This is a genomic window from Pseudomonas sputi, assembly GCF_021603585.1.
Classification (GTDB): Bacteria; Pseudomonadota; Gammaproteobacteria; order Pseudomonadales; family Pseudomonadaceae; genus Aquipseudomonas; species Aquipseudomonas sputi.
The window spans coordinates 93,643-115,341 of sequence record NZ_BQHI01000005.1 but is presented as its reverse complement, the minus strand read 5'-3'; the positions used below and the strand labels follow the sequence as shown (position 1 = coordinate 115,341).

Annotated in this window: 21 protein-coding genes; 16 read left to right on the top strand and 5 right to left on the bottom strand. The window is 61.9% G+C overall.

Annotated features, from left to right (window positions below; all coding sequences use genetic code 11):
- Nucleotides 1-86 precede the first annotated feature (86 nt).
- The 5 genes from L6D81_RS09255 to L6D81_RS09235 all read left to right on the top strand — a co-directional run bounded on the left by L6D81_RS09255 (nucleotide 87) and on the right by L6D81_RS09235 (nucleotide 5,427).
- On the top strand, nucleotides 87-1,442 hold the full coding sequence (locus L6D81_RS09255) for a M16 family metallopeptidase (protein WP_236178812.1): 1,356 nt from the start codon (nucleotides 87-89) through the stop codon (nucleotides 1,440-1,442).
- Entirely contained in the window at nucleotides 1,435-2,922 is a 1,488-nt protein-coding gene (locus L6D81_RS09250; RefSeq protein WP_236178811.1) for a M16 family metallopeptidase, read from the top strand. Before L6D81_RS09255 ends, L6D81_RS09250 begins: the two co-directional genes overlap by 8 nt.
- Nucleotides 2,922-3,530 (top strand): 16S rRNA (guanine(966)-N(2))-methyltransferase RsmD, encoded by a 609-nt coding sequence (rsmD, locus tag L6D81_RS09245; RefSeq protein ID WP_236178810.1) that lies wholly within the window; start codon nucleotides 2,922-2,924, stop codon nucleotides 3,528-3,530. The genes L6D81_RS09250 and rsmD overlap by 1 nt, the downstream gene beginning before the upstream one ends.
- A gap of 63 nt (nucleotides 3,531-3,593) precedes the next feature.
- Nucleotides 3,594-4,592: a hydrolase gene (locus L6D81_RS09240; protein WP_236178809.1), complete on the top strand. Its 999-nt coding sequence runs from the start codon at nucleotides 3,594-3,596 to the stop codon at nucleotides 4,590-4,592.
- 4 nt (nucleotides 4,593-4,596) lie between these two features.
- Nucleotides 4,597-5,427: an AraC family transcriptional regulator gene (locus tag L6D81_RS09235; protein ID WP_236178808.1), complete on the top strand. Its 831-nt coding sequence runs from the start codon at nucleotides 4,597-4,599 to the stop codon at nucleotides 5,425-5,427.
- Between the two features lie 4 nt (nucleotides 5,428-5,431).
- Here L6D81_RS09235 and L6D81_RS09230 read toward each other — a convergent pair whose 3' ends face one another.
- A complete protein-coding gene (locus L6D81_RS09230; protein WP_236178807.1) occupies nucleotides 5,432-6,286 on the bottom strand; it encodes a sulfurtransferase in 855 nt (284 codons plus the stop codon).
- Nucleotides 6,287-6,314: 28 nt separating this feature from the next.
- Entirely contained in the window at nucleotides 6,315-6,986 is a 672-nt protein-coding gene (locus tag L6D81_RS09225) for a TetR/AcrR family transcriptional regulator (protein ID WP_236178806.1), read from the bottom strand.
- Between the two features lie 146 nt (nucleotides 6,987-7,132).
- Between L6D81_RS09225 and L6D81_RS09220 the strand changes: the two genes are divergently transcribed.
- The 5 genes from L6D81_RS09220 to L6D81_RS09200 all read left to right on the top strand — a co-directional run bounded on the left by L6D81_RS09220 (nucleotide 7,133) and on the right by L6D81_RS09200 (nucleotide 11,720).
- Nucleotides 7,133-8,563 (top strand): coniferyl aldehyde dehydrogenase, encoded by a 1,431-nt coding sequence (locus tag L6D81_RS09220; protein WP_236178805.1) that lies wholly within the window; start codon nucleotides 7,133-7,135, stop codon nucleotides 8,561-8,563.
- Nucleotides 8,564-8,587: 24 nt separating this feature from the next.
- Complete coding sequence (locus L6D81_RS09215; RefSeq protein ID WP_236178804.1) at nucleotides 8,588-9,133, top strand: twin-arginine translocation pathway signal protein; 546 nt, start codon at nucleotides 8,588-8,590, stop codon at nucleotides 9,131-9,133.
- A gap of 42 nt (nucleotides 9,134-9,175) precedes the next feature.
- Nucleotides 9,176-10,771: a GMC family oxidoreductase gene (locus tag L6D81_RS09210; RefSeq protein WP_236178803.1), complete on the top strand. Its 1,596-nt coding sequence runs from the start codon at nucleotides 9,176-9,178 to the stop codon at nucleotides 10,769-10,771.
- Between the two features lie 115 nt (nucleotides 10,772-10,886).
- Nucleotides 10,887-11,366, top strand: a complete 480-nt coding sequence (coaD, locus tag L6D81_RS09205) for a pantetheine-phosphate adenylyltransferase (RefSeq protein WP_007953414.1) — start codon at nucleotides 10,887-10,889, stop codon at nucleotides 11,364-11,366.
- Nucleotides 11,367-11,468: 102 nt separating this feature from the next.
- The gene (locus L6D81_RS09200) at nucleotides 11,469-11,720 is read left to right on the top strand and encodes a YfhL family 4Fe-4S dicluster ferredoxin (protein ID WP_236178802.1); all 252 of its coding nucleotides are present in this window, start codon (nucleotides 11,469-11,471) and stop codon (nucleotides 11,718-11,720) included.
- 38 nt (nucleotides 11,721-11,758) lie between these two features.
- On the opposite strand, the gene L6D81_RS09195 is transcribed toward L6D81_RS09200, so the two are convergent.
- The 3 genes from L6D81_RS09195 to L6D81_RS09185 form a co-directional block, all read right to left on the bottom strand.
- The gene (locus L6D81_RS09195; protein ID WP_236178801.1) at nucleotides 11,759-12,082 is read right to left on the bottom strand and encodes a multidrug transporter; all 324 of its coding nucleotides are present in this window, start codon (nucleotides 12,080-12,082) and stop codon (nucleotides 11,759-11,761) included.
- A gap of 69 nt (nucleotides 12,083-12,151) precedes the next feature.
- Entirely contained in the window at nucleotides 12,152-12,964 is an 813-nt protein-coding gene (gene mutM, locus L6D81_RS09190) for a bifunctional DNA-formamidopyrimidine glycosylase/DNA-(apurinic or apyrimidinic site) lyase (protein ID WP_236178800.1), read from the bottom strand.
- Nucleotides 12,965-12,992: 28 nt separating this feature from the next.
- The gene (locus L6D81_RS09185) at nucleotides 12,993-13,805 is read right to left on the bottom strand and encodes an HDOD domain-containing protein (RefSeq protein WP_163976907.1); all 813 of its coding nucleotides are present in this window, start codon (nucleotides 13,803-13,805) and stop codon (nucleotides 12,993-12,995) included.
- A gap of 227 nt (nucleotides 13,806-14,032) precedes the next feature.
- On the opposite strand from L6D81_RS09185, the gene L6D81_RS09180 reads away from it, so the two are divergent.
- From L6D81_RS09180 to ilvD, 6 genes are all read left to right on the top strand, one after another.
- Nucleotides 14,033-14,572: a type 1 glutamine amidotransferase domain-containing protein gene (locus L6D81_RS09180; protein ID WP_236178799.1), complete on the top strand. Its 540-nt coding sequence runs from the start codon at nucleotides 14,033-14,035 to the stop codon at nucleotides 14,570-14,572.
- A gap of 83 nt (nucleotides 14,573-14,655) precedes the next feature.
- Nucleotides 14,656-15,852 (top strand): class I SAM-dependent rRNA methyltransferase, encoded by a 1,197-nt coding sequence (locus L6D81_RS09175; RefSeq protein WP_074690133.1) that lies wholly within the window; start codon nucleotides 14,656-14,658, stop codon nucleotides 15,850-15,852.
- 444 nt (nucleotides 15,853-16,296) lie between these two features.
- On the top strand, nucleotides 16,297-17,370 hold the full coding sequence (locus tag L6D81_RS09170; RefSeq protein ID WP_236178798.1) for a SagB family peptide dehydrogenase: 1,074 nt from the start codon (nucleotides 16,297-16,299) through the stop codon (nucleotides 17,368-17,370).
- Complete coding sequence (locus tag L6D81_RS09165; RefSeq protein ID WP_236178797.1) at nucleotides 17,367-18,323, top strand: diiron oxygenase; 957 nt, start codon at nucleotides 17,367-17,369, stop codon at nucleotides 18,321-18,323. Before L6D81_RS09170 ends, L6D81_RS09165 begins: the two co-directional genes overlap by 4 nt.
- A complete protein-coding gene (locus L6D81_RS09160; protein ID WP_236178796.1) occupies nucleotides 18,316-19,536 on the top strand; it encodes a multidrug effflux MFS transporter in 1,221 nt (406 codons plus the stop codon). Before L6D81_RS09165 ends, L6D81_RS09160 begins: the two co-directional genes overlap by 8 nt.
- Before the next feature lie 256 nt (nucleotides 19,537-19,792).
- Nucleotides 19,793-21,634, top strand: a complete 1,842-nt coding sequence (ilvD, locus tag L6D81_RS09155; RefSeq protein WP_011336405.1) for a dihydroxy-acid dehydratase — start codon at nucleotides 19,793-19,795, stop codon at nucleotides 21,632-21,634.
- Nucleotides 21,635-21,699 lie beyond the last annotated feature (65 nt).

Here is a 21,699-nt window from a genome sequence, read left to right as displayed (position 1 = left end):
CGGTACTGGTAATGATCGATGACACGCCCTACCTCTCGCCCGCCGACGCTAAGACCAAGCGGGCAGCCCAACAGGTTTAAAAACGAATGAATGCTCTAGCCCGCCGCGCTGCAGGCCTGCTGCTCAGCACAGTCTGCCTGCCCCTTTCGGCCCTGGCGGCCGACCCGCAACCGACCCACGAATTCACCCTCGACAACGGCCTGAAGGTCGTCGTGCGCGAAGACCATCGTGCGCCGGTGGTGGTGTCGCAGGTCTGGTACAAGGTCGGTTCCAGCTACGAAACCCCGGGCCAGACCGGTCTGTCCCACGCCCTCGAGCACATGATGTTCAAGGGCAGCGAAAAAGTCGGCCCCGGCGAAGCCTCGCTGATCCTGCGTGACCTCGGCGCCGAAGAGAACGCCTTCACCAGCGACGACTTCACTGCTTATTACCAAGTGCTGGCCCGCGACCGTCTGGGCGTGGCCTTCGAACTGGAAGCCGACCGCATGGCCAGCCTGCGCCTGCCGGCCGACGAGTTCGCCAAGGAAATCGAAGTCATCAAGGAAGAGCGCCGCCTGCGCACCGACGACAAGCCGATGGCCAAAGCCTACGAGCGCTACAAGGCCATGGCCTACCCGGCCAGCGGCTATCACACCCCGACCATCGGCTGGATGGCTGACCTGGAGCGGATGAAGGTCGAAGAGCTGCGCCACTGGTATCAGTCCTGGTACGTACCGAACAACGCCACGCTGGTGGTGGTCGGCGACGTGACCCCGGACGAGGTGAAGACCCTCGCCCAGCGCTACTTCGGGCCGATCCCGAAGCGCGACGTGCCGCCGGCGAAAAAACCACTGGAGCTGGCCGAGCCCGGCGAGCGCCAGATCACCCTGCACGTACAGACCCAACTGCCGAGCCTGATGCTCGGGTTCAACGTCCCGAGCATCGCCACTGCCGAAGACAAACGCTCGGTCAACGCCTTGCGCCTGATTTCGGCGCTGCTGGACGGCGGCTACAGCGGCCGTATCCCGACTCAACTGGAACGCGGCGAAGAACTGGTGTCCGGCGGTTCGTCGAGCTACGACGCCTACACTCGCGGTGACAGCCTGTTCACTCTGTCGGCCACACCGAACACCCAGAAGAAAAAGACCATGGCCCAGGCGGAAGCCGGCCTGTGGAAATTGCTGGAACAGCTGAAAACCACCGCACCGTCCGCCGAAGAACTGGAGCGCGTGCGTGCCCAGGTCATCGCCGGCCTGGTCTTCGAGCGCGACTCGATCACCAGCCAGGCCACCGCCATCGGCCAGCTGGAGACCGTCGGTCTGTCGTGGAAACTGATGGACACCGAACTGGCCGATCTGGAAAGCGTCACCCCGCAAGACATCCAGAACGCCGCCAAGCTGTATTTCACCCGCGAACGTCTCAGCGTCGCCCACGTCCTGCCACTGGAGACGACTCATGAGTGAGCGCAAAACCCCACGCCTGTTGCTCGGCCTGATCGCCGTGGCCATCATCGGCTCCGCCGCGTTTTATCTGGCGCCGAGCGACAACACCAAGGCCAGCGAAGCGCTGGATAACGCCAAGTCCAGCCAGAAGCTGCAATCGCTGGCCGAACTCGACGGCAAGGCCCCGGCCAGCCGCAAGCTCGACGTGCAGACCTGGAACACCGCCGAAGGCGCCAAGGTGCTGTTCGTCGAGGCCCGCGAACTGCCGATGTTCGACATGCGCCTGATCTTTTCCGCCGGCAGCAGCCAGGACGGCAACGCGCCGGGCCTGGCCCTGCTGACCAACGCCATGCTCAACGAAGGCGTGGCGGGCAAGGACGTCGGCGCCATCGCCCAGGGTTTCGAAGGCCTGGGCGCGGATTTCGGCAACGGCGCCTTTAAGGACATGGCCATCGCGTCGCTGCGCAGCCTGAGTGCTGCCGACAAACGCGAACCGGCGCTGAAACTGTTCTCGGAAGTGGTGGGCAAACCGACCTTCCCGGCCGATTCCTTCGCGCGCATCAAGAACCAGATGCTCGCCGGTTTCGAATACCAGAAACAGAACCCCGGCAAACTCGCCAGCCTGGAGCTGATGAAGCGTCTGTACGGCGATCACCCGTACGCTCACTCCAGCGACGGCAATGCGCAAAGCGTGCCGAAGATCACGCTGGCGCAACTGCGTGAGTTCCACGCCAAGGCCTATGCGGCCGGCAACGTGGTGATCGCGCTGGTGGGCGATCTGTCCCGCAGCGAAGCCGAGGCGATTGCCGATCAGGTATCCGCTGCACTGCCGAAAGGCCCGGCACTGGCGAAGGTCGCGCAACCGACCGAGCCGAAAGCCGGCATCGGCCACATCGAGTTTCCGTCGAAGCAGACCAACCTGATGATCGCGCAACTGGGCATCGACCGCGACGACCCGGACTACGCCGCGCTGTCGATGGGCAACCAGATCCTCGGCGGTGGCGGTTTCGGCACCCGGCTGATGAGCGAAGTACGCGAGAAACGCGGCCTGACCTACGGCGTGTATTCGGCCTTCAGCCCGATGCAGGCTCGCGGCCCGTTCATGATCAACCTGCAGACCCGCGCGGAGATGAGCGAAGGCACCCTGAAACTGGTGCAGGACGTGCTCGCCGACTACCTCAAGACCGGCCCGACCCAGAAAGAACTCGACGACGCCAAGCGCGAACTGGCCGGCAGCTTCCCGCTGTCCACCGCGAGCAATGCCGATATCGTCGGTCAACTTGGCGCCATGGGTTTCTACAACCTGCCGCTGAGCTATCTGGACGACTTCATGCGTCAGTCCCAGAGCCTCACGGTCGAGCAGGTTCGCGACGCCCTGAACAAACACTTGAGCACGGATAAACTGGTCATCGTCAGCGCTGGCCCGACCGTGCCGCAAAAGCCGTTACCGGCCCCATCTGATAAACCTGCCGAGCAGCCGCTCGGGGTTCCGGAGCATTAATGGCCAGTCCAAAGAAACCTGTACAAAAACTGCACAATGGTGTGAACCAGTTGCGCATCATCGGCGGCGAATGGCGCAGCCGAAAGCTGAGCTTTCCCGATGCGCCGGGCCTGCGCCCGACGCCAGACCGGGTGCGCGAAACCCTGTTCAACTGGCTCGCGCCTTACGTTGCCGGGGCCAAGGTGCTCGATCCGTTCGCCGGCAGCGGAGCGCTGTTTCTCGAAGCGCTATCCCGTGGCGCGGCCATGGGCCAGGCGCTGGATGCCAGCCATGTCGCGGTCTCCAGCCTGAAAGAACACCTCGGCACGCTGCGCTGCACCAACGGCCACGTACAGACCGCCGATGCGCTGCGCTACCTGGAAACCCAGACCGCGACCGCGTTCGACCTGGTGTTCCTCGACCCGCCGTTCAACCAGAACCTGCTGCCCGCCGTGTGCACGCTGCTGGAAGAGCGCCAATGGCTGGCCGACGATGCGTGGATCTACACTGAAAGCGAAACCGCGCCATCGACCCTCGGCCTGCCGGGCAACTGGCGCCTGCACCGCGAACAGAAATCCGGGCGGGTGTACTACGCGTTGTGGCAACGTATGGCAGTGATTGCCGGTTAACCGACCGGCCTGAAAAAGCGGCGGGTCTCAACCGAGGCTCGCTGCGCTGCATCGAGAGCAATCGTGTCCCCTTCGTCTAATCCGTTCATCCCCGCCTTCGGCCTCGGCAATCCGCACCTGCAAACCTTGTGGGGGCCGCTGTGGCGAAAAACCGTGCACCTTGATCGCCAGCGCGAACGGCTGTGGCTGGACGACGGCGATTTCCTGGATCTCGACTGGCACGGCCCGCACAGCGCCGAGGCGCCATTGGTGTTGGTGCTGCACGGGCTGACCGGTTCTTCCAATTCGCCTTACGTCGCCGGAATCCAGGCAGCGCTCGCCGCTCAAGGCTGGGCCAGTGTCGCGCTGAACTGGCGCGGTTGTTCGGGCGAGCCGAACCTGTTGCCGCGCAGCTATCATTCCGGCGCCAGCGAAGACCTCGCCGAAACCCTCCGCCACCTGAAAGCCAAGCGGCCATTGGCGCCGCTGTATGCGGTCGGCTATTCCCTCGGCGGTAATGTGCTGCTCAAGCACCTGGGGGAAACCGGCAGCGCCAGCGGCGTGCTCGGTGCGGTGGCGGTGTCGGTGCCGTTTCGCCTCGATCAATGCGCCGATCGTATTGGCCAGGGTTTCTCCAAGGTCTATCAGGCGCACTTCATGCGCGAGATGGTGGCCTACATCAAGAACAAGCAGCGCCAGTTCCAGCACGACGGGCGCGAGGACGGTCTCGCCGCACTGGCCGCCCTCGGTTCGCTGGAAAACATGCGCACCTTCTGGGATTTCGATGGCCGGGTGACCGCGCCGCTGCATGGTTTCGCCGATGCCGAGGATTACTATCGCCGCGCATCGAGCCGTTACTTTCTCGGCGAGATCCGTACGCCGACCCTGATCATTCAGGCGGCGGACGACCCGTTCGTGTTCCCTCACAGCCTGCCGCAGGCCAGTGAGCTGTCGACCACGACGCAGTTCGAATTGCAGAAAAAGGGCGGGCATGTCGGTTTCGTCGACGGCACGCTTCGACAGCCGGGTTATTACCTGGAGCGACGGATTCCGCAGTGGCTGGTCGACGCAGGGCGCAGGTGAGGTCATGAACGATCAGGGCGAGTCGATCCGTTTCTGGCAGGCCGCGCCTCTGGCCGGGGTCGAGCTGTTGACGGCGCGCTACATCGAGCATCGCTTCGCCCCGCACGTCCACGACGGTTATGTGATCGGCATGATCATGGCCGGCGCCCAACGCTACCGTTATCGCGGCGCCGAACACCTGGCGGGCAGCGGCACGCTGGTGCTGATCAATCCGGATGAAGTGCATAACGGCCACAAGGGCACCGAGGACGGCTGGTTGTACCGGGCGTTTTATCCCGACACCGGGCAGATCGTCGGGCTGCTGAATGAACTGGAACTGCCGACCGCACCGATGCCGGCCTTCGGCGCGACGCTGTATCGCGATCCGGACCTGGTCAACGGTTTCTGTCAGTTGCATCGCTTGCTGGAAAGCCCCGCCACCGCGCTGCAACAGCAAACAGTGTGGCGGGAAATGATGATGCTGCTGTTGCAACGTCACGCGGCGGTGCAATTCAACGGTAACCCTGGCAAAGAACACCGCGCGGTGGCGATGGCCAAGGAGTTGCTGCACGCGCACCTGGCGGCGCCGCCCTCGCTGGAAGAACTGGCGGCGGCGGTGAACCTGTCGCCCTTCCACTTCGCCCGGGTGTTCCGCCGCGCCACCGGCATGCCGCCGCACAGCTGGCTGATGCAGCAGCGGATTGCCTGCGCGCGGGGCTTGTTGCAGAACGGCTGCCTGCCGGTTGAAGTCGCCACGCAGCTGGGATTTGCCGACCAGAGCCATCTGAGCCGGCAGTTCAAACAGGTTTACGGTGTGGGGCCGGCGGCCTACCGCAGCGCGCGGCTGAATCGCTGAGCGTTTACTCGCCAGTGGCGATACCGTGCGCAGGATCGTTGATCCACTCGCTCCACGATCCGGCATACAGCGACCCCAACGGATAACCCGCCAGGCACAGGGCGAACAGGTTGTGACACGCCGTCACCCCGGAGCCGCAGTACGCCACCAGATCGCTCGGCGAACGTTCGGCGAGTTTCGCGGCGAAACGCTGCTTGAGCTGATCGGCCGGCAGGAAACGCCCATCGCTGCCCAGGTTGTCGGTAAACGCCGCGCATTGCGCACCGGGAATGTGCCCGGCAATCGGGTCGATCGGTTCCACTTCACCCTTGAAACGCGGCAAGGCGCGGGCATCGAGCAGGGTCAACGCCGGCTGGCCGAGACGCTGCTGCAATTGCTCGGCGCTGAGCAGCAGGCTCATGTCCGGCTGGCCGCTGAAGTTGCCCCGCACCGCTGACGGCGGATCGAGACTCAACGGCAGGCCCGCCGCATGCCAGGCCTTGAGCCCGCCATCGAGAATGAACACGCCGTCACGCTTGCCCAGCCACGCCAGCAGCCACCACGCCCGCGCCGCATAGGCACCCGGGCCGTCGTCATACAGAACCACCTCGCTGTCGCTGTCGATGCCGAAGGCTTGCAGGCGCTCAATCAGCACCGCCGGCTCCGGCAGCGGGTGGCGACCGGTCACGCCCTTGATGACCGGGCCACTGAGGTCGCGTTCAAGATCGGCGAAATGTGCCCCGGCAATGTGCCCCTCGGCATAGCTGCGCTGGCCGTAATCCGGGTCTTCGAGGGCAAAACGGCAATCGAGAATCACCAGCCCCGGTTGCGCCTTGCGGGCATCCAGTGCGGTCGGGCTGATCAGTTGCGCAATCGGCATAGCGAACGACTCCAGTGAGGAAATGAACTTACGGTCTTTCTTCGAGGGCCTGGGCCAACGGCACGTAGAACTCTTCGAACAGGGCGTTGACCTCATCGCGGGCCTGTTCGGTGACGAACCCTGCTTCGAGCACCAGCACCTGATACACACCACGCTTGATGGCCTGCTCGCTGAGGTAATTGGAGTTCTCCCGGGTCGTGCACAGGAAGCGCACCCAAGAGGTGAGGATGATCCACGCGTTGAGGGTCAGGGACTCGATCTGCACCCGGTCCATTTTCAGGATTCCGGCGGCAACGAACCCTTCGTAGATCGCCGCGCCCTGGATCACGCAGCGCTGGGAGAAGCGTCGGTAACGCCCGGCCAGATCCGGATCGCTGTCGAGCAGATGCTCGAGATCGCGGTGTAGAAACCGATACCGCCACATCGCCGACAGCAGCTCCTTGAGATAGAAGCGCTTGTCTTCGACCGTCGCGGGACGGCCCTGGGGCGGACGCAGAAAGCTGTCCACCAGGCTTTCGTACTCACTGAACAGCACGGCGATGATCGCCTGCTTGTTGGGGAAGTGGTAGTACAGATTGCCCGGAGAAATCTCCATGTGGGCGGCGATGTGATTGGTGCTGATGCTGCGCTCGCCCTGCTGATTGAACAGCTCGAGGCTGTTCTGCACGATGCGCTCGCTGGTTTTGATCCGTGGGGCCATGGCTTGAGCTTTAATTCAGAGTGCGTTGGGGGGCATCTTACGACCTATCCGGAGCGGGATAAAACCAGGATGCGCAAGGAAGCCAATTGACTTTCTAGAGCATAGACTCTAAAAAGTTCCTCACAATAACAACTCCGGAGTCGCCGATGACCGCCGATATTGCCTACCTGCAAACGCTGCAACAGCCGCTGGAAGAGCTCAACCGGCTGTTCAACGCACAGCGCGCCGCCTACGCCGCCAACCCGATGCCGCCCGCAGCCCAGCGCCGGCAATGGCTCAAGGCGCTGCGCGATTTGCTGAGCAACGAACGGCAAGCCCTGATCGACGCCATCAGCTCCGACTTCAGCCATCGCAGCGCCGATGAAACCTTGCTCGCCGAACTGATGCCGAGCCTGCACGGCATTCACTACGCCAGCCAGCACATCAGTCAGTGGATGAAACCTTCGCGACGCAAAGTGGGCGTCGCTTTCCAGCCGGCATCGGCGAAAGTCGTGTACCAGCCGCTGGGTGTGGTCGGTGTCATCGTGCCGTGGAACTACCCGTTGTTCCTGGCCATCGGCCCGTTGACCGGCGCCCTCGCGGCCGGCAACCGGGTGATGTTGAAACTCAGCGAATCAACTCCGGCCACCGGCTTGTTGCTCAAGGAACTGCTGGCGCGGATCTTCCCGGAGGATCTGGTGTGCGTAGTGCTCGGCGAGGCCGATGTCGGCGTGGCGTTTTCAAAAATGCGCTTCGACCACCTGCTGTTCACCGGCTCCACCAGCGTCGGCAAGCATGTGATGCGCGCAGCGGCAGAGAACCTGACGCCGGTGACGCTGGAACTGGGCGGCAAGTCCCCGGCCATCGTCTCCCGCGACGTGCCACTCAAGGACGCCGCCGAACGCATCGCTTTCGGCAAGACCCTCAATGCCGGCCAGACCTGCGTGGCCCCGGACTACGTGCTGGTGCCGGAAGAGCGCATCGGCGGCTTCGTCGAAGCCTATCGCCTAGCCGTGCGCGGGTTTTATCCGACACTCGCCGACAACCCGGACTACACCGCCATCATCAACGAACGACAGCTGGCGCGGCTCAACAGCTACCTCAGCGACGCCACCAGCAAGGGCGCGCTGCTGATTCCGCTGTTCGAGCAGGGCCAGGGCCGACGCATGCCGCACAGCCTGCTGCTGAATGTCAGCGAGGAAATGACGGTGATGCAGGACGAGATCTTCGGCCCGCTGCTGCCGATCGTGCCGTATCAGGATCTGGATCAGGCATTTGCTTACATCAATCAGCGGCCACGTCCTCTGGCTCTTTACTACTTCGGCTACGACAAGCGCGAACAGAAGCGCGTCCTCAGCGAAACCCATTCCGGTGGCGTCTGCCTCAACGACACGCTGCTGCATGTGGCGCAGGACGACATGCCGTTCGGCGGCATCGGCCCGTCGGGCATGGGCCATTACCACGGTCACGAGGGCTTCCTGACGTTCAGCAAGGCCAAGGGCGTGCTGGTCAAACAGCGCTTCAACGCGGCGAAGCTGATCTACCCGCCCTACGGCAAATCCATTCAGAAGCTGATCCAGAAACTGTTCATTCGCTAACGTCACCGCCGGGTAATAACAACAATGCACCCAAGCCTGACCGAAACACCTGCCCTGTCGCGCCGTGGCCTGCTGAAATTCAGCCTGGGCGCCACAGCTTTTCTCGCCACTGCCGGGCTCGGCGCCAGCCTCAGCGGCTGTTCATCAAGTGTCTCGGCCAATGGATTCACCACGTTGCGCAGCGCTGATCTGCTGTTTCTGCGTGCGTTGATTCCCGTGATGCTCGATGGCGCCGTGGCTGTGGAAAAGATGCCCGCGGCTGTCGACGAAACGCTGCAGTCACTGGACTACAGCCTCGATCACCTGTCGCCGGAAATGCTCAAGCTCACCCGGCAACTGTTCGATGTGCTCGGCATGGCGGTGACGCGCGGGCCATTGACCGGAATCTGGGGCAGTTGGGAAAACGCCGGCCCCGAGGCGATCCGTCGCTTCCTCGAGCGCTGGGAAAACAGCTCGCTGAGTCTGCTGCGCATGGGCCACAGCTCCCTCCAGCAAATAGTGATGATGGCCTGGTACTCCCGCGCCGAATCCTGGGCCCATTGTGGTTACCCCGGCCCGCCCGCCGTTTGAGCCTGGCGACCCACGCAAAACAATAATAAGAGAACCTGATCGATGCCCGTACCCGACCCGTTTCGCGAAGGCCTTGCCCGTGGCTGGAAAACCTACAACGGCGCGCAACTCAACGATGACCTGACCCTGGAGGCCGACGTCGCCATCATCGGCAGCGGTGCCGGCGGCGGCACCACGGCGGAAATCCTCAGTGCCGCCGGCTACAAAGTGCTGCTGATCGAAGAAGGCCCGCTCAAGACCAGCAGCGATTTCAAACTGCTGGAAGACCAGGCCTACAGCAGCCTCTATCAGGAAGGCATCGGCCGCATGAGCAAGGACGGCGCGATCACCATCCTTCAGGGCCGCGCGGTCGGCGGCACTACGTTGATCAACTGGACATCGAGTTTTCGCACCCCCGAGCCGACCCTCGAACATTGGGCCAAGGAACACAACGTCAAAGGCCACAGCCCCGCCGACATGGCGCCGTGGTTCGAAAAAATGGAGCAGCGTCTCGGCGTCGCCCCGTGGAGGGTGCCGCCCAACGCCAACAACGACGTGATCCGCAAAGGCTGCGAACAGCTCGGCTACAGCTGGCACGTGATCCCGCGCAACGTGCGCGGCTGCTGGAACCTCGGCTACTGCGGTATGGGCTGCCCGACCAACGCCAAGCAATCGATGATGGTCACGACCATTCCGGCGACCCTGGAAAAGGGCGGCGAACTGCTTTATCTGGCCCGAGCCGAAAAACTGTTGATCAGCGGCGACAAGGTCACTGGCCTGCAATGCGTGGCGATGGACGAACGCTGTGTCGAGCCGACCGGACGCACGATAACCGTCAAGGCGCGGCATTACGTGCTGGCCGGCGGCGGGATCAACAGCCCTGCCCTGCTGATGCGCTCGGACGCACCGGATCCGCACAAACGGCTGGGCAAACGCACCTTCCTGCATCTGGTGAACATGTCCGCCGGGCGTTTCGACGAGGTGATCAACCCGTTCTACGGCGCGCCGCAATCGATCTACTCGGATCATTTCCAGTGGAAGGATGGCACCCGCGGCCCGATGGCCTACAAACTCGAAGTGCCGCCGCTGCACCCGGCGCTGGCCGCCACATTGCTTGGCGGTTTCGGTCAGGAAAGCGCGCAACACATGGCGGACCTGCCCCACACCCACGCAATGCTGGCCCTGCTGCGCGACGGTTTTCACCCGGACAGTCCGGGCGGCAGCGTCGAGTTGCGGGGTGACGGCTCACCGGTACTCGACTACCCGGTTTCGCCTTACACCTGGGACGGCCTGCGCCGATCCTTCCACAGCATGGCGCAAATCCAGTTCGCCGGCGGCGCCAAAGCGGTAATGCCGATGCACGCCGATGCGCGCTACGTGAACAGCCTGGCCGAAGCCCGCTCGCTGATCGACAGCCTGAGCCTGGAGCTGTATCGCACACGTCTGGGCAGCGCCCACGTCATGGGCGGTTGTGCGATGGGCGAAGACCCGCAAACCGCCGTGACCGACAGTCTCGGCCGTCATCATCAGCTACGTAATCTGTCGATTCATGACGGCTCGCTGTTCCCCACCAGCATCGGCGCCAACCCGCAGTTGTCGGTGTATGGTCTGACGGCGCAACTGGCGACATCCCTCGGCGAACGGCTGAGAAACCCGTGAAAAAGACGAAAATTCCGATCGTCTATAGTGCTTTCTTACCCAACAGGCGACTTTCCCGACCGGGACGGCTGCGATACCATCCGACTCCCCAACGGATTCCCGCCAGGACGACGCGATGAACCGAGTGTTGTACCCAGGTACCTTCGACCCTATTACCAAGGGCCATGGCGATCTGGTCGAACGCGCCTCGCGCCTGTTCGACCATGTGATCATCGCCGTCGCCGCCAGCCCCAAGAAGAATCCGCTGTTCCCGCTGGAACAACGGGTCGAGCTGGCCCGCGAGGTCACCAAACACCTGCCGAACGTGGAAGTGGTCGGCTTCTCGACGCTGCTCGCGCATTTCGCCAAAGAGCAGAACGCCAACGTGTTTCTGCGTGGCCTGCGCGCGGTGTCGGACTTCGAATACGAATTCCAGCTGGCCAACATGAACCGCCAGTTGGCACCGGATGTGGAGAGCCTTTTTCTCACCCCGTCCGAACGTTATTCGTTCATTTCCTCGACCCTGGTGCGGGAAATCGCGGCCCTGGGCGGCGATATCAGCAAGTTCGTCCACCCGGCGGTGGCCGAGGCCCTGACCTTGCGCTTCAAGAAGTAACGACCGTTCAAACGGCGCCCGCGTGCACTACGGGCGCCAATGCGGCACAATTGCGCGCATTGATTCATAGCGCCCGGGCTCCCCGCCCCGGCTGGAGTTAGCATGTCCCTGATCATCACCGACGATTGCATCAACTGCGACGTCTGCGAACCCGAGTGCCCGAACGCCGCCATTTCCCAAGGCGAAGAGATCTACGTGATCGACCCGAACCTGTGCACCCAGTGCGTCGGCCACTACGACGAGCCGCAGTGCCAGCAGGTCTGCCCGGTGGATTGCATTCCACTGGACGAAGCCCATCTGGAGACTGAAGAACAGTTGATGGAGAAGTACCGCAAGATCACCGGCAAGGCTTGAGCCACTGAATCCGATCGCAGCTCCAGGCTGCGATCGGACTATTCGCGCTGCTCGAACCCCTCCCCTGTGCAGCCCAGGCATCGCACGAACGCCGCTTTCGCCGGCGCCACGACCAGCGCCTCCCCCGCATCGCCAATCCCGCCACCCAGCGCGGTGAACGGCAACGACACGACGAACGCCCCGGCACCGATTACCGTCGCCACCACCAGCAATGGTCGGGCAATCAGCAGATCGCCGAGCATGGCGTAAGCCGGTGGATTCTGGATCGCGTAACGCGGGTCACCGCTGCCGCCTTCCGTGGCCTGGACGGTCAGGCTGAAGCACAGCAGCAGTGCGACGATGAGGGTTTGCAAGGTCTTCATGGCACGATCCTTCGGGCTGAACAGTGAGACAAATCACTATAGACCGTAGGACTTTTTCAGCTTTTGCGCTTAGCTCTGGCAGCGCGGGCACCAGACGCTGGCACGCTGGCCGAGCTTCATTTCCCGCAGGCCCGTACCGCAGACCTTGCAGTGCTCGCCCCCGCGACCATAGACAAACAGTTCCTGCTGGAAATACCCCGGCTGCCCGTCGCCGCCGATGAAATCGCGCAAAGTGGTGCCGCCGCGCTCGATGGCGGCAGCGAGGATGCGTTTGATCTCGATGGCCAGCTTCAAGTAGCGCCCCCGGGAAATGCCTTTGGCTTCACGACGCGGATCGATACCGGCAGCGAACAGCGCTTCGGTCGCGTAGATATTGCCGACTCCCACCACCACCGCGTTGTCCATGATGAACGGCTTGACCGCCATCGACCGCCCGCGCGACAGCTGATACAACCGCTCGCCATCGAACAGATCGGTCAACGGCTCCGGGCCCAGACGGATCAGCAATTCGTGATTGAGCGGATCGGTGCTCCAGAGCATCGCCCCGAAACGCCGCGGATCGGTGTAGCGCAGGGCCAGGCCCGATTCCAGCTCGATGTCGACATGCTCATGCTTGGCCGCCGGCATCCCGACCTCAACCAGCCGCAGGTTGCCCGACATGCCCAAGTGGCTGATCAACGTGCCGACTTCGGCGTTGATCAACAAATACTTGGCGCGCCGCTCGACCAGCACGATGCGCTGCCCGGACAGGCGCACGTCGAGGTCGTCGGGAATCGGCCAGCGTAGCCGTCGGTCACGCACGATGACCCGGCTGACACGCTGGCCTTCCAGATGCGGGGCGATGCCGCGGCGGGTGGTTTCGACTTCCGGCAGTTCAGGCATGAATTCCTCGAATCATCAGCTTCTTGAATCAGTGTGCGCCAAGTTCGCGGATCGTCTGCTTCAACGTTTCGAAGTCGTAGTCCGAGAGGCCGATGTATTCCAGCACCAACGGCCCGACGGCCTGCCATTCGAAGTCTTCGGTCTGGTTCCCCAGCACCCGGTACGACGCGCAGATGTGCTCGGCCATTTTCAGGATCGCCAGCAGGTTTTTCATCTGACTGTTGCGCGAGGTCTCGTCGCTGAAGATTGCCAACGCGTTGTGATGGTTGGCGATGGCCGCGCTGACATGCTCCGGCAGGCGCCAGGATTTGGCGGTGTAATAACCGACCACCGAGTGGTTGGTGTTGTAGACATCGTTCTCGGTGTCCACAACCCGGCGCTCGGCCCCCGCATTGGCATAGGCCGTTTCGAGCGTCGTCATGTAGTCCGGGAAACGCTGAAGCATCAGCGGCACGCCGCAGTCATGGAACAGACCCAGGGCGTAAGCCTCGTCGCTCGCCTCGGTGCCGACGCGCTTGGCCAGGGTCAGGCAGGTCATGGCCACGTCCTGGGCGGTGTCCCAGAAACGGTTGAGGGTGACGATGGTGTCATCGTTCATTTCGCCCTTGATCGACATCGCGTTGATCAGGTTGATGATCGAACGGCTGCCCAGCAGGTTCACCGCGCGCTTGATCGAGGTGATCTTGTTGCTCAGCCCGTAATACGGCGAATTGACGATTTTCAGCAGCGAGCCGGACAGACCGGGATCCTGGGAGATCAGCTTGGCGATCGTCTCCAGATCCGGGTCGGGCATGTACTGCTCCATTTGCAGATCCACCATGATCTGCGGCTGCGCGGGCACACTGATGCCCTGCAGGGACTGTTGAATCTGTTCGGTGGTCAGCTCTTGGGACATATGTACACACTCTGGGACAGGCGGCGATTCTAACCTCTAAAAACCGACGCACGACACACCAGCGGGCAATTCGCAGGAACTTTCACTTTCCGTCCGCCTTCGGAATCTGTAGTGCCCGGAACAGATACACGTCTGTCTCGGGCAGTAATCCCAACAGACTCAGGAGCTTAACGATGGCGACTTCTCTCAGCGGCAAGCGCGTCGCTTTTCTGGTAACCGATGGTTTCGAGCAAGTCGAGCTGACCGGTCCCAAACAGGCACTGGAGCAGGCTGGAGCGCAGGTTGACATCCTCTCCGCCGAAACCGGCAGCGTCAAAGGCTGGAACCACGATAAACCTGCGGACGACTTCAAGGTTGACCAGACCTTCCAGGGCGCAAGCATTGATCAATACGACGCCGTGGTGCTGCCCGGCGGTGTGCAGAACTCTGACACCATTCGCATCGATCAGGACGCCCAGCATCTGGTCAAGACCGGTGCCTCCGCCGGCAAACCGATCGCGGTGATCTGCCATGGCAGCTGGCTGCTGATTTCGGCAGGGCTGGTCAATGGCAAAACCATGACCAGCTACAAGACCGTCAAGGACGACTTGGTCAATGCGGGGGTGAACTGGGTCGATCAGGAGGTGGTCAAGGACGGCAACCTGATCAGCAGCCGTCAACCGGATGATATTCCGGCGTTCAGTAACGCGCTGATCGAGGCGCTGTCGGCATAGGGCTCCGGCGCGTTTCATCGCACGCCAAACCCGGCATGAGGCGCAACACGGTATACTCCCGCTCTTTTTTCCGGAGCGACGTCATGTCCCTGCCTAGCTTGCGCCTCAAAGCCAACGCCGACCGTCGCCTGCGCGCCGGTCACCTGTGGATCTACAGCAACGAAATCGACGTGGCCGCGACCCCGTTGCACGGCTTCAAGGCCGGCGACCAGGCGATCCTCGAAGCCGCGGGCGGCAAGCCGCTGGGCATTGTCGCCATGAGCCCGAACAACCTGATCTGCGCCCGCCTGCTGTCGCGCGACATCAAGCTGGCGCTGGACAAGTCGCTGCTGGTGCATCGCCTGAACGTGGCCCTGTCGCTGCGCGAGCGCCTGTTCGACAAGCCGTTTTATCGCCTGGTCTACGGCGATTCCGACCTGCTGCCGGGTCTGGTGGTCGACCGTTTCGGCGACATCCTCGTGGTACAACTCGCCTCCGCGACCATGGAAGCCCATAAAGATGACGTGATCGCGGCGCTGACCCAAGTGCTCAAGCCAAGCGGCATCCTGTTCAAGAACGACTCCGCCGCCCGCGATGCCGAAGGCCTCGAGCGTTACACCGAAACCGTCTTCGGCGTGGTGCCGGAGTGGGTGGCGCTGGAAGAGAACGGCGTGAAATTCGAAGCGCCGGTCGTTCAAGGTCAGAAAACCGGCTGGTTCTACGATCACCGTATGAACCGCGCCCGCCTGGCCCCTTACGCCAAGGGCAAACGCGTGCTGGACCTGTACAGCTACATCGGTGGCTGGGGTGTGCAGGCAGCCGCATTCGGCGCCAGCGAAGTGTTCTGCGTCGACGCCTCGGGCTTCGCCCTCGATGGCGTCGAGCGCAATGCCGCACTGAATGGTTTCGCCGACAAGATGACCTGCATCGAAGGCGACGTCTTCGAAGCCCTGAAGGAACTCAAGGCCAGCGAAGAACGCTTCGACGTGATCGTTGCCGACCCGCCTGCGTTCATCAAGCGCAAGAAAGACCTGAAAAACGGTGAAGGCGCCTATCGCCGCCTGAACGAGCAAGCCATGCGCCTGCTCAACAAGGACGGCATCCTGTTCAGCGCTTCGTGCTCGATGCACCTGCCGGAAGACGATCTGCAGAACATCTTGCTGACCAGCGCCCGTCACCTGGATCGCAACATCCAGCTGCTGGAGCGTGGTGGTCAGGGTCCGGATCATCCGGTACACCCGGCCATTCCGGAAACCCGCTACATCAAGAGCATCACCTGCCGCCTGCTGCCTAACAGCTGACAAACGCACGGCACTGACGCGGTCGAAAGGGGAGCCCACGGGCTCCCCTTTTTTGTCTTGTACTTGGCTTTCCTACATTTATCGTCCTGCCGACGTGCAGGATATTTCCTCAAATATCTTATTTACTGAAATTTAACTTACACACTCACTTCCAGCCGAAGATCACTCCGACAAAATTACTGGATAATTCCTACTTAATATTTGCTTGCGATTAATCCATTACAAACTATTATTAAGTCGTCACCACGAAGGTGACACCAACTAACCACGAAGCATCAATGAACAAGGAGTTCAATCATGAAAGCAATTACTCTGGAATCCCGCACTCTCGCCAACCTGGCTTTCCTGGTCGCGCCTAAAGCCCGATAAGTAAGGCTGGCGCTGGGTATAGCCGGCTACCCAGCGCCTCTGACAAAGCATCTATCCAGAGCAGCGTGCCCCGACATGTATATAAACCCTTATTTATTCATACTGCCACGAACGCCCGGCCAGATAGTCTGGAACTACAAAGACCATACACAACATGAATTAGATTTCGAGTACTCCTCTCGACTGGCACAACTTATCCACAACCCTGATTTATACGACGACAACAACACAATAGACACGCAACTTTTAAATGCCGGAATACTGACCTCTTCAAAAATCTCGGCGCCTGTCTGGGGCTGGGATGAACTGTCCAGGATCTACCATATCGGCACCCGGAATATTCCCTGCGAATATATTCCCCGAAATATTCAGGAATGGTCCAGGCAGTACCTTGAACACTGCAACACGGTGCTGGCCACTCCACCACCGACCGACGTCCCTTTGGAGACCGGCCCGAACGCACTTGTCGCGCTGCCGGAACCGCTGGCACTGAATGACGACAGCCTGTTGAATTCACTGATCCGGCGAAAAACCTGCCGATCCTTCACCGGCGCCGCCGTACCGCTGGAGGATGTAGCCACCTTGCTTTACCTGTCACTCGGCTACCTGAAGGAGCGCGAAGCCGACCGCGACGACAGCATCGCCGACGGGCTTTGCGCGCGGCGCAGCAGCCCTTCTGGCGGCGGCCTCAATGCCTGCACCGGGTATGTGCTTGTACAGAGCGTCGAGGGACTGGCACCGGGTGTGTATGCCTACCACCCCGCCGAACACGCCCTGAGCTTCATCAACCCCTTGCCCGACACCGCGCCCGGCCATCTGCTGGGAGGCCAGCATTTCATCAACAACCTGCCATTGGGCCTGCTCATCAGCGCTCGCTTCGACCGGCTCTGGTGGAAATACCCGCACTCGCGCGCCTATCGGATGGCGCTCATCGAAGCCGGACACCTTTCACAGACGTTTCAACTGGTGGCTACAGCGCTGGGCATGAACACCTGGCTGACGGGTGCGTTTTCCGACGACCAGGTGGAAACGTTGCTGAAGCTCGAGAACAGTGCGGAACAACCCTTGTTCTTCGTCGGTTGCGGGGAAAGCGACGGTCAGGCGATGTGTCAGGAAATGCGCGACCTGCTGCGTGAGGCACAACCATGAGCGCCCTCGCCCCGGTATCGGTCTTTCAGTTCACCCTGAGTGACTGGAACACCCGCGCCTCGGTCCGTATCAGTCCTCACGATTACCGCTTGCCGGACAACGTGCAGGAACAACTGGAGACCCGGCACTGGTTTCCGCCGGCGTTCCTGCCCTATCTGGCCCATCCGGCTATCGAAGCAGCGGACCGTTCGATGCTGCATCGGCTTACGGCCCGGCATCTGGTGCATTTTCTCGACTACACCACGCTGCTCGAACACCGGATCGTCAATCGCGCCGTCGAAACCATCGTCCACGGCGAACTGCCGGTCGCCGTGCCGGCGCCGATGAAAACCGCCGCACTCCAGCTCTACACCGACGAGGGCTATCACGCCCTGTTTTCCAGTCAGGTGGCGGAACAGATCGCCAGCCTCTACGCCATCACCGGGCGCCCGGTAATGCCCAGACGGATCACGCGGATGAATCTGCTGATCGCACGCACAGGAAAGAAGCAGCGGCCGTTGGCTTGCTTTCTTCTGGGGTTCGTCTCGGAAACCATCATTGCCCGGGAACTGCTGGATGTCTGCCGCGACAGCCTGGTATCCGGCGTCAACGACATGTTGCGCGATCACCTCACCGACGAAGCGCGCCACAGCCGCTATTTCACCGAGGTGTTCCACTACCTCTGGTTGCACTTGAATCCGCAACAGCGGACGTTCACCGCGACGACCTTGCTCGACATTCCGGAAATCTTCTTCGAAGTGGATGAGCACTGGCTGCAGGAAAGCCTCTGTGGCGCAGGCCTTGCAAACACGACGGTGATGGACATTCTCGGCACGCTGACAACGACCCGGGCCCGTCGGCAGCGGGCTCGCGCCGGTAGCCTCGCCACACTGAACGCTTTGAAAAAAGCCGGATTTTTCGCCGAACCTCAAAACCAGACACTTTTTGCCAGGGCAGGACTGATCGATGGATGACGGACAATCTGTGGTGACTCAACGCCAGCGGCGCGGTGCTGTCAGTCTCTTGCTGGCAATGGTGTTGCTCGGCGTTTTCCCGCTGGATGTCCTGCTGCCTTCTTTTCCGGCACTGGCCGAGCACTTTCGCAGCACCCCGGCGGACATCGCCCTGTCGATCAGCCTGTTTGCCGTCGGGATTGCCTTCGCCCAGTTACTGATCGGGCCACTGTCGGATGTGATCGGTCGCAAGGGCCTGCTGCTCGCCGGCATGAGCGTCTCAATGCTCGGCGCCCTCGGGTGCGTGATGACCTCGGACTATTCACTGTTTCTCCTATTCAGGGTGGTACAGGCGCTGGGATGCGGTTGCTTCGTGCTGTCACAGGCGCTGGTTCAGGACCTTTTCGAAGGCGAAGAACGTGATCGCCTGCGGATCCTGATGGTCACCGCCACCGGAATTTTCATCTCGGTATCGCCGCTCGCCGGCACCTTCCTTCAGGCAACGCTGGGCTGGCGCGGCAGCTTCTGGGTGTTCACCGCGCTGTCCGCCATCGTGCTGCTCAAGGCATGGTGGTTGCTCGATAGCAGTCGGCCAGCAGCCAGCGGCGGTACACCCACCCACTTTCTGAAGGCTTACCGGCGCGTTCTGGGAGATTTCGACTTCGTCCGATACTGGCTGATTTCCGCCTTCGCCTTCGCCTGCCACTTTTCGTTCATCGTGATTTCGCCGCTGATTTTCATGGACCGCCTGCAACTGTCCGCCTATGACTTCTCGTTGATCCTGCTGATCTACGGCGCGGCGTATGTAGTCGGAGGCATCCTCGCCAGCGTACTGAGCAGACGCATCAACGGTGGCCAGCAGATTGTCGTCGGGCTGAGCCTGATCCTGTTCGCCGGCCTGACCATGCTGTATCTGGCATCTAACTTCGCACTGACTCCGGCCACCGTGCTGATCCCGATGCTGATCTGCACCGCCGGCACCACCATCGCCCGGCCCGCAGCCACCTCGCGGGCAATGAGTCTGTTTCCCGAAAACGCCGGCACGTCGGCATCGGCCGGCAGTACGCTGATCTTCATTTGCGGCGGGTTGATCAGTGCGTTGATCAGCCTGAGCCCTGCCAACCTGCATGCCACGCTGGGCTACAGCTTCGTGATACTCAGCGGGGTGGCACTGGCATTGAACGCCCGGATCAGCCGTCGCAACGATCTTGTGGGGCAACCGGACAGCGATTAAACCTGCCGGTCGTCATTGCGCACGCTTCGTCAGTACTGGAACAACGCTTTGCGCCATTCCCTCCTGACGCCAGCGGTGTAGAATCGCGAGATTCATCGCCATTCATCCCCCGGCGGGTTTATGAGCTCAGGCTGAGACCAGCGGCGATCCCGCAACGTCATCGGCAACATCAGGACACACGGCCATTTCTGAGTGTTCCAGACGTCAACAGAAGCTCACTCCCTTTTGATACCTGATTAGCCGCCCGGAGTGCTCCATGCCAGATTACCGCTCGAAAACATCCACCCACGGCCGCAACATGGCCGGCGCCCGCGCACTGTGGCGCGCCACCGGGATGAAAGATGACGACTTCAAGAAGCCGATCATCGCCATTGCCAACTCCTTCACCCAGTTCGTACCGGGCCACGTCCACCTGAAGGACCTGGGTCAGCTGGTTGCCCGTGAAATCGAACGCGCCGGCGGCGTTGCCAAAGAATTCAACACCATCGCCGTGGACGATGGCATCGCCATGGGCCACGACGGCATGCTCTATTCGCTGCCGAGCCGCGAGATCATCGCCGACTCCGTCGAGTACATGGTCAACGCCCACTGCGCCGACGCCATCGTCTGCATCTCGAACTGCGACAAGATCACCCCGGGCATGCTGATGGCCGCCCTGCGCCTGAACATTCCGGTGATCTTCGTCTCCGGCGGCCCGATGGAAGCCGGCAAGACCAAACTGGCCAGCCACGGTCTCGACCTGGTCGACGCCATGGTGATCGCCGCCGACTCCAGCGCTTCTGACGAGAAAGTTGCCGAGTACGAGCGCAGCGCCTGCCCGACCTGCGGTTCGTGCTCCGGCATGTTCACCGCCAACTCGATGAACTGCCTGACCGAAGCCCTGGGCCTTGCATTGCCAGGCAACGGTTCGACCCTGGCCACCCACAGCGATCGCGAACAGCTGTTCCTGCAGGCCGGCCGTACCATCGTCGAACTGTGCAAACGCTACTACGGCGAGAACGACGAGTCGGTACTGCCGCGCAACATCGCCAACTTCAAGGCGTTCGAGAACGCAATGATGCTCGACATCGCCATGGGCGGTTCGACCAACACCATCCTGCACTTGCTGGCCGCGGCCCAGGAAGCCGAGATCGACTTCGACCTGCGTGACATCGATCGTCTGTCGCGCAAGGTGCCGCAATTGTGCAAGGTCGCGCCGAACATCCAGAAGTACCACATGGAAGACGTGCACCGCGCCGGCGGCATCTTCAGCATCCTCGGTTCGCTGGCCCGTGGCGGCCTGCTGCACACCGATCTGCCGACCGTGCACAGCCGCAGCATGGAAGAAGCCATCGCCAAGTGGGACATCACCCAGACCGACGATGAAGCCGTGCACCACTTCTTCAAGGCAGGCCCGGCGGGCATTCCGACGCAGACCGCATTCAGCCAGTCGACCCGCTGGGAAACCCTCGACGACGACCGTGAAAACGGCTGCATCCGCAGCTTCGAACATGCCTATTCGAAAGAAGGTGGCCTGGCCGTGCTGTACGGCAACATCGCCCTGGACGGCTGCGTGGTGAAAACCGCCGGCGTCGACGAGTCGATCCACGTCTTTGAAGGCAACGCGAAGATCTTCGAAAGCCAGGACAGCGCCGTGCGCGGCATCCTCGCCGACGAAGTAAAGGAAGGCGACATCGTCATCATTCGCTACGAAGGCCCGAAAGGCGGCCCGGGCATGCAGGAAATGCTCTACCCGACGTCGTATCTGAAATCCAAAGGCCTGGGCAAAGCCTGCGCCCTGCTGACCGATGGGCGTTTCTCCGGCGGCACTTCCGGTCTGTCCATCGGCCACGCTTCGCCAGAGGCTGCGGCCGGCGGCGCGATCGGTCTGGTGCAGGACGGCGACAAGGTGCTGATCGACATCCCGAACCGCTCGATCAACCTGTTGATCAGCGATGAAGAACTGGCGGCACGCCGGGTCGAGCAGGACAAGAAAGGCTGGAAACCGGTCGAGCAGCGCCCACGCAAAGTGACCACCGCCCTCAAGGCCTACGCCCTGCTGGCGACCAGCGCCGACAAGGGTGCGGTGCGCAACAAGGCGATGCTCGACGGGCTGTAAGCGTCAAATCGCAGAAATAAAAATGCCCCGCCAAGTGCGGGGCATTTTTTTGCCTTCAGGTTTTG

What these genes read in the sequence shown, in the direction of transcription:
- L6D81_RS09255 (WP_236178812.1), top strand. Translation starts at nt 87, where the DNA reads ATGAATGCTCTAGCCCGCCGCGCTGCAGGCCTGCTGCTCAGCACAGTC.
- L6D81_RS09250 (WP_236178811.1), top strand. Translation starts at nt 1,435, where the DNA reads ATGAGTGAGCGCAAAACCCCACGCCTGTTGCTCGGCCTGATCGCCGTG.
- rsmD (WP_236178810.1), top strand. Translation starts at nt 2,922, where the DNA reads ATGGCCAGTCCAAAGAAACCTGTACAAAAACTGCACAATGGTGTGAAC.
- L6D81_RS09235 (WP_236178808.1), top strand. Translation starts at nt 4,597, where the DNA reads ATGAACGATCAGGGCGAGTCGATCCGTTTCTGGCAGGCCGCGCCTCTG.
- L6D81_RS09230 (WP_236178807.1), bottom strand. Translation starts at nt 6,286, where the DNA reads ATGCCGATTGCGCAACTGATCAGCCCGACCGCACTGGATGCCCGCAAG.
- L6D81_RS09225 (WP_236178806.1), bottom strand. Translation starts at nt 6,986, where the DNA reads ATGGCCCCACGGATCAAAACCAGCGAGCGCATCGTGCAGAACAGCCTC.
- L6D81_RS09220 (WP_236178805.1), top strand. Translation starts at nt 7,133, where the DNA reads ATGACCGCCGATATTGCCTACCTGCAAACGCTGCAACAGCCGCTGGAA.
- L6D81_RS09215 (WP_236178804.1), top strand. Translation starts at nt 8,588, where the DNA reads ATGCACCCAAGCCTGACCGAAACACCTGCCCTGTCGCGCCGTGGCCTG.
- L6D81_RS09210 (WP_236178803.1), top strand. Translation starts at nt 9,176, where the DNA reads ATGCCCGTACCCGACCCGTTTCGCGAAGGCCTTGCCCGTGGCTGGAAA.
- coaD (WP_007953414.1), top strand. Translation starts at nt 10,887, where the DNA reads ATGAACCGAGTGTTGTACCCAGGTACCTTCGACCCTATTACCAAGGGC.
- L6D81_RS09200 (WP_236178802.1), top strand. Translation starts at nt 11,469, where the DNA reads ATGTCCCTGATCATCACCGACGATTGCATCAACTGCGACGTCTGCGAA.
- L6D81_RS09195 (WP_236178801.1), bottom strand. Translation starts at nt 12,082, where the DNA reads ATGAAGACCTTGCAAACCCTCATCGTCGCACTGCTGCTGTGCTTCAGC.
- mutM (WP_236178800.1), bottom strand. Translation starts at nt 12,964, where the DNA reads ATGCCTGAACTGCCGGAAGTCGAAACCACCCGCCGCGGCATCGCCCCG.
- L6D81_RS09180 (WP_236178799.1), top strand. Translation starts at nt 14,033, where the DNA reads ATGGCGACTTCTCTCAGCGGCAAGCGCGTCGCTTTTCTGGTAACCGAT.
- L6D81_RS09175 (WP_074690133.1), top strand. Translation starts at nt 14,656, where the DNA reads ATGTCCCTGCCTAGCTTGCGCCTCAAAGCCAACGCCGACCGTCGCCTG.
- L6D81_RS09170 (WP_236178798.1), top strand. Translation starts at nt 16,297, where the DNA reads ATGTATATAAACCCTTATTTATTCATACTGCCACGAACGCCCGGCCAG.
- L6D81_RS09165 (WP_236178797.1), top strand. Translation starts at nt 17,367, where the DNA reads ATGAGCGCCCTCGCCCCGGTATCGGTCTTTCAGTTCACCCTGAGTGAC.
- L6D81_RS09160 (WP_236178796.1), top strand. Translation starts at nt 18,316, where the DNA reads ATGGATGACGGACAATCTGTGGTGACTCAACGCCAGCGGCGCGGTGCT.
- ilvD (WP_011336405.1), top strand. Translation starts at nt 19,793, where the DNA reads ATGCCAGATTACCGCTCGAAAACATCCACCCACGGCCGCAACATGGCC.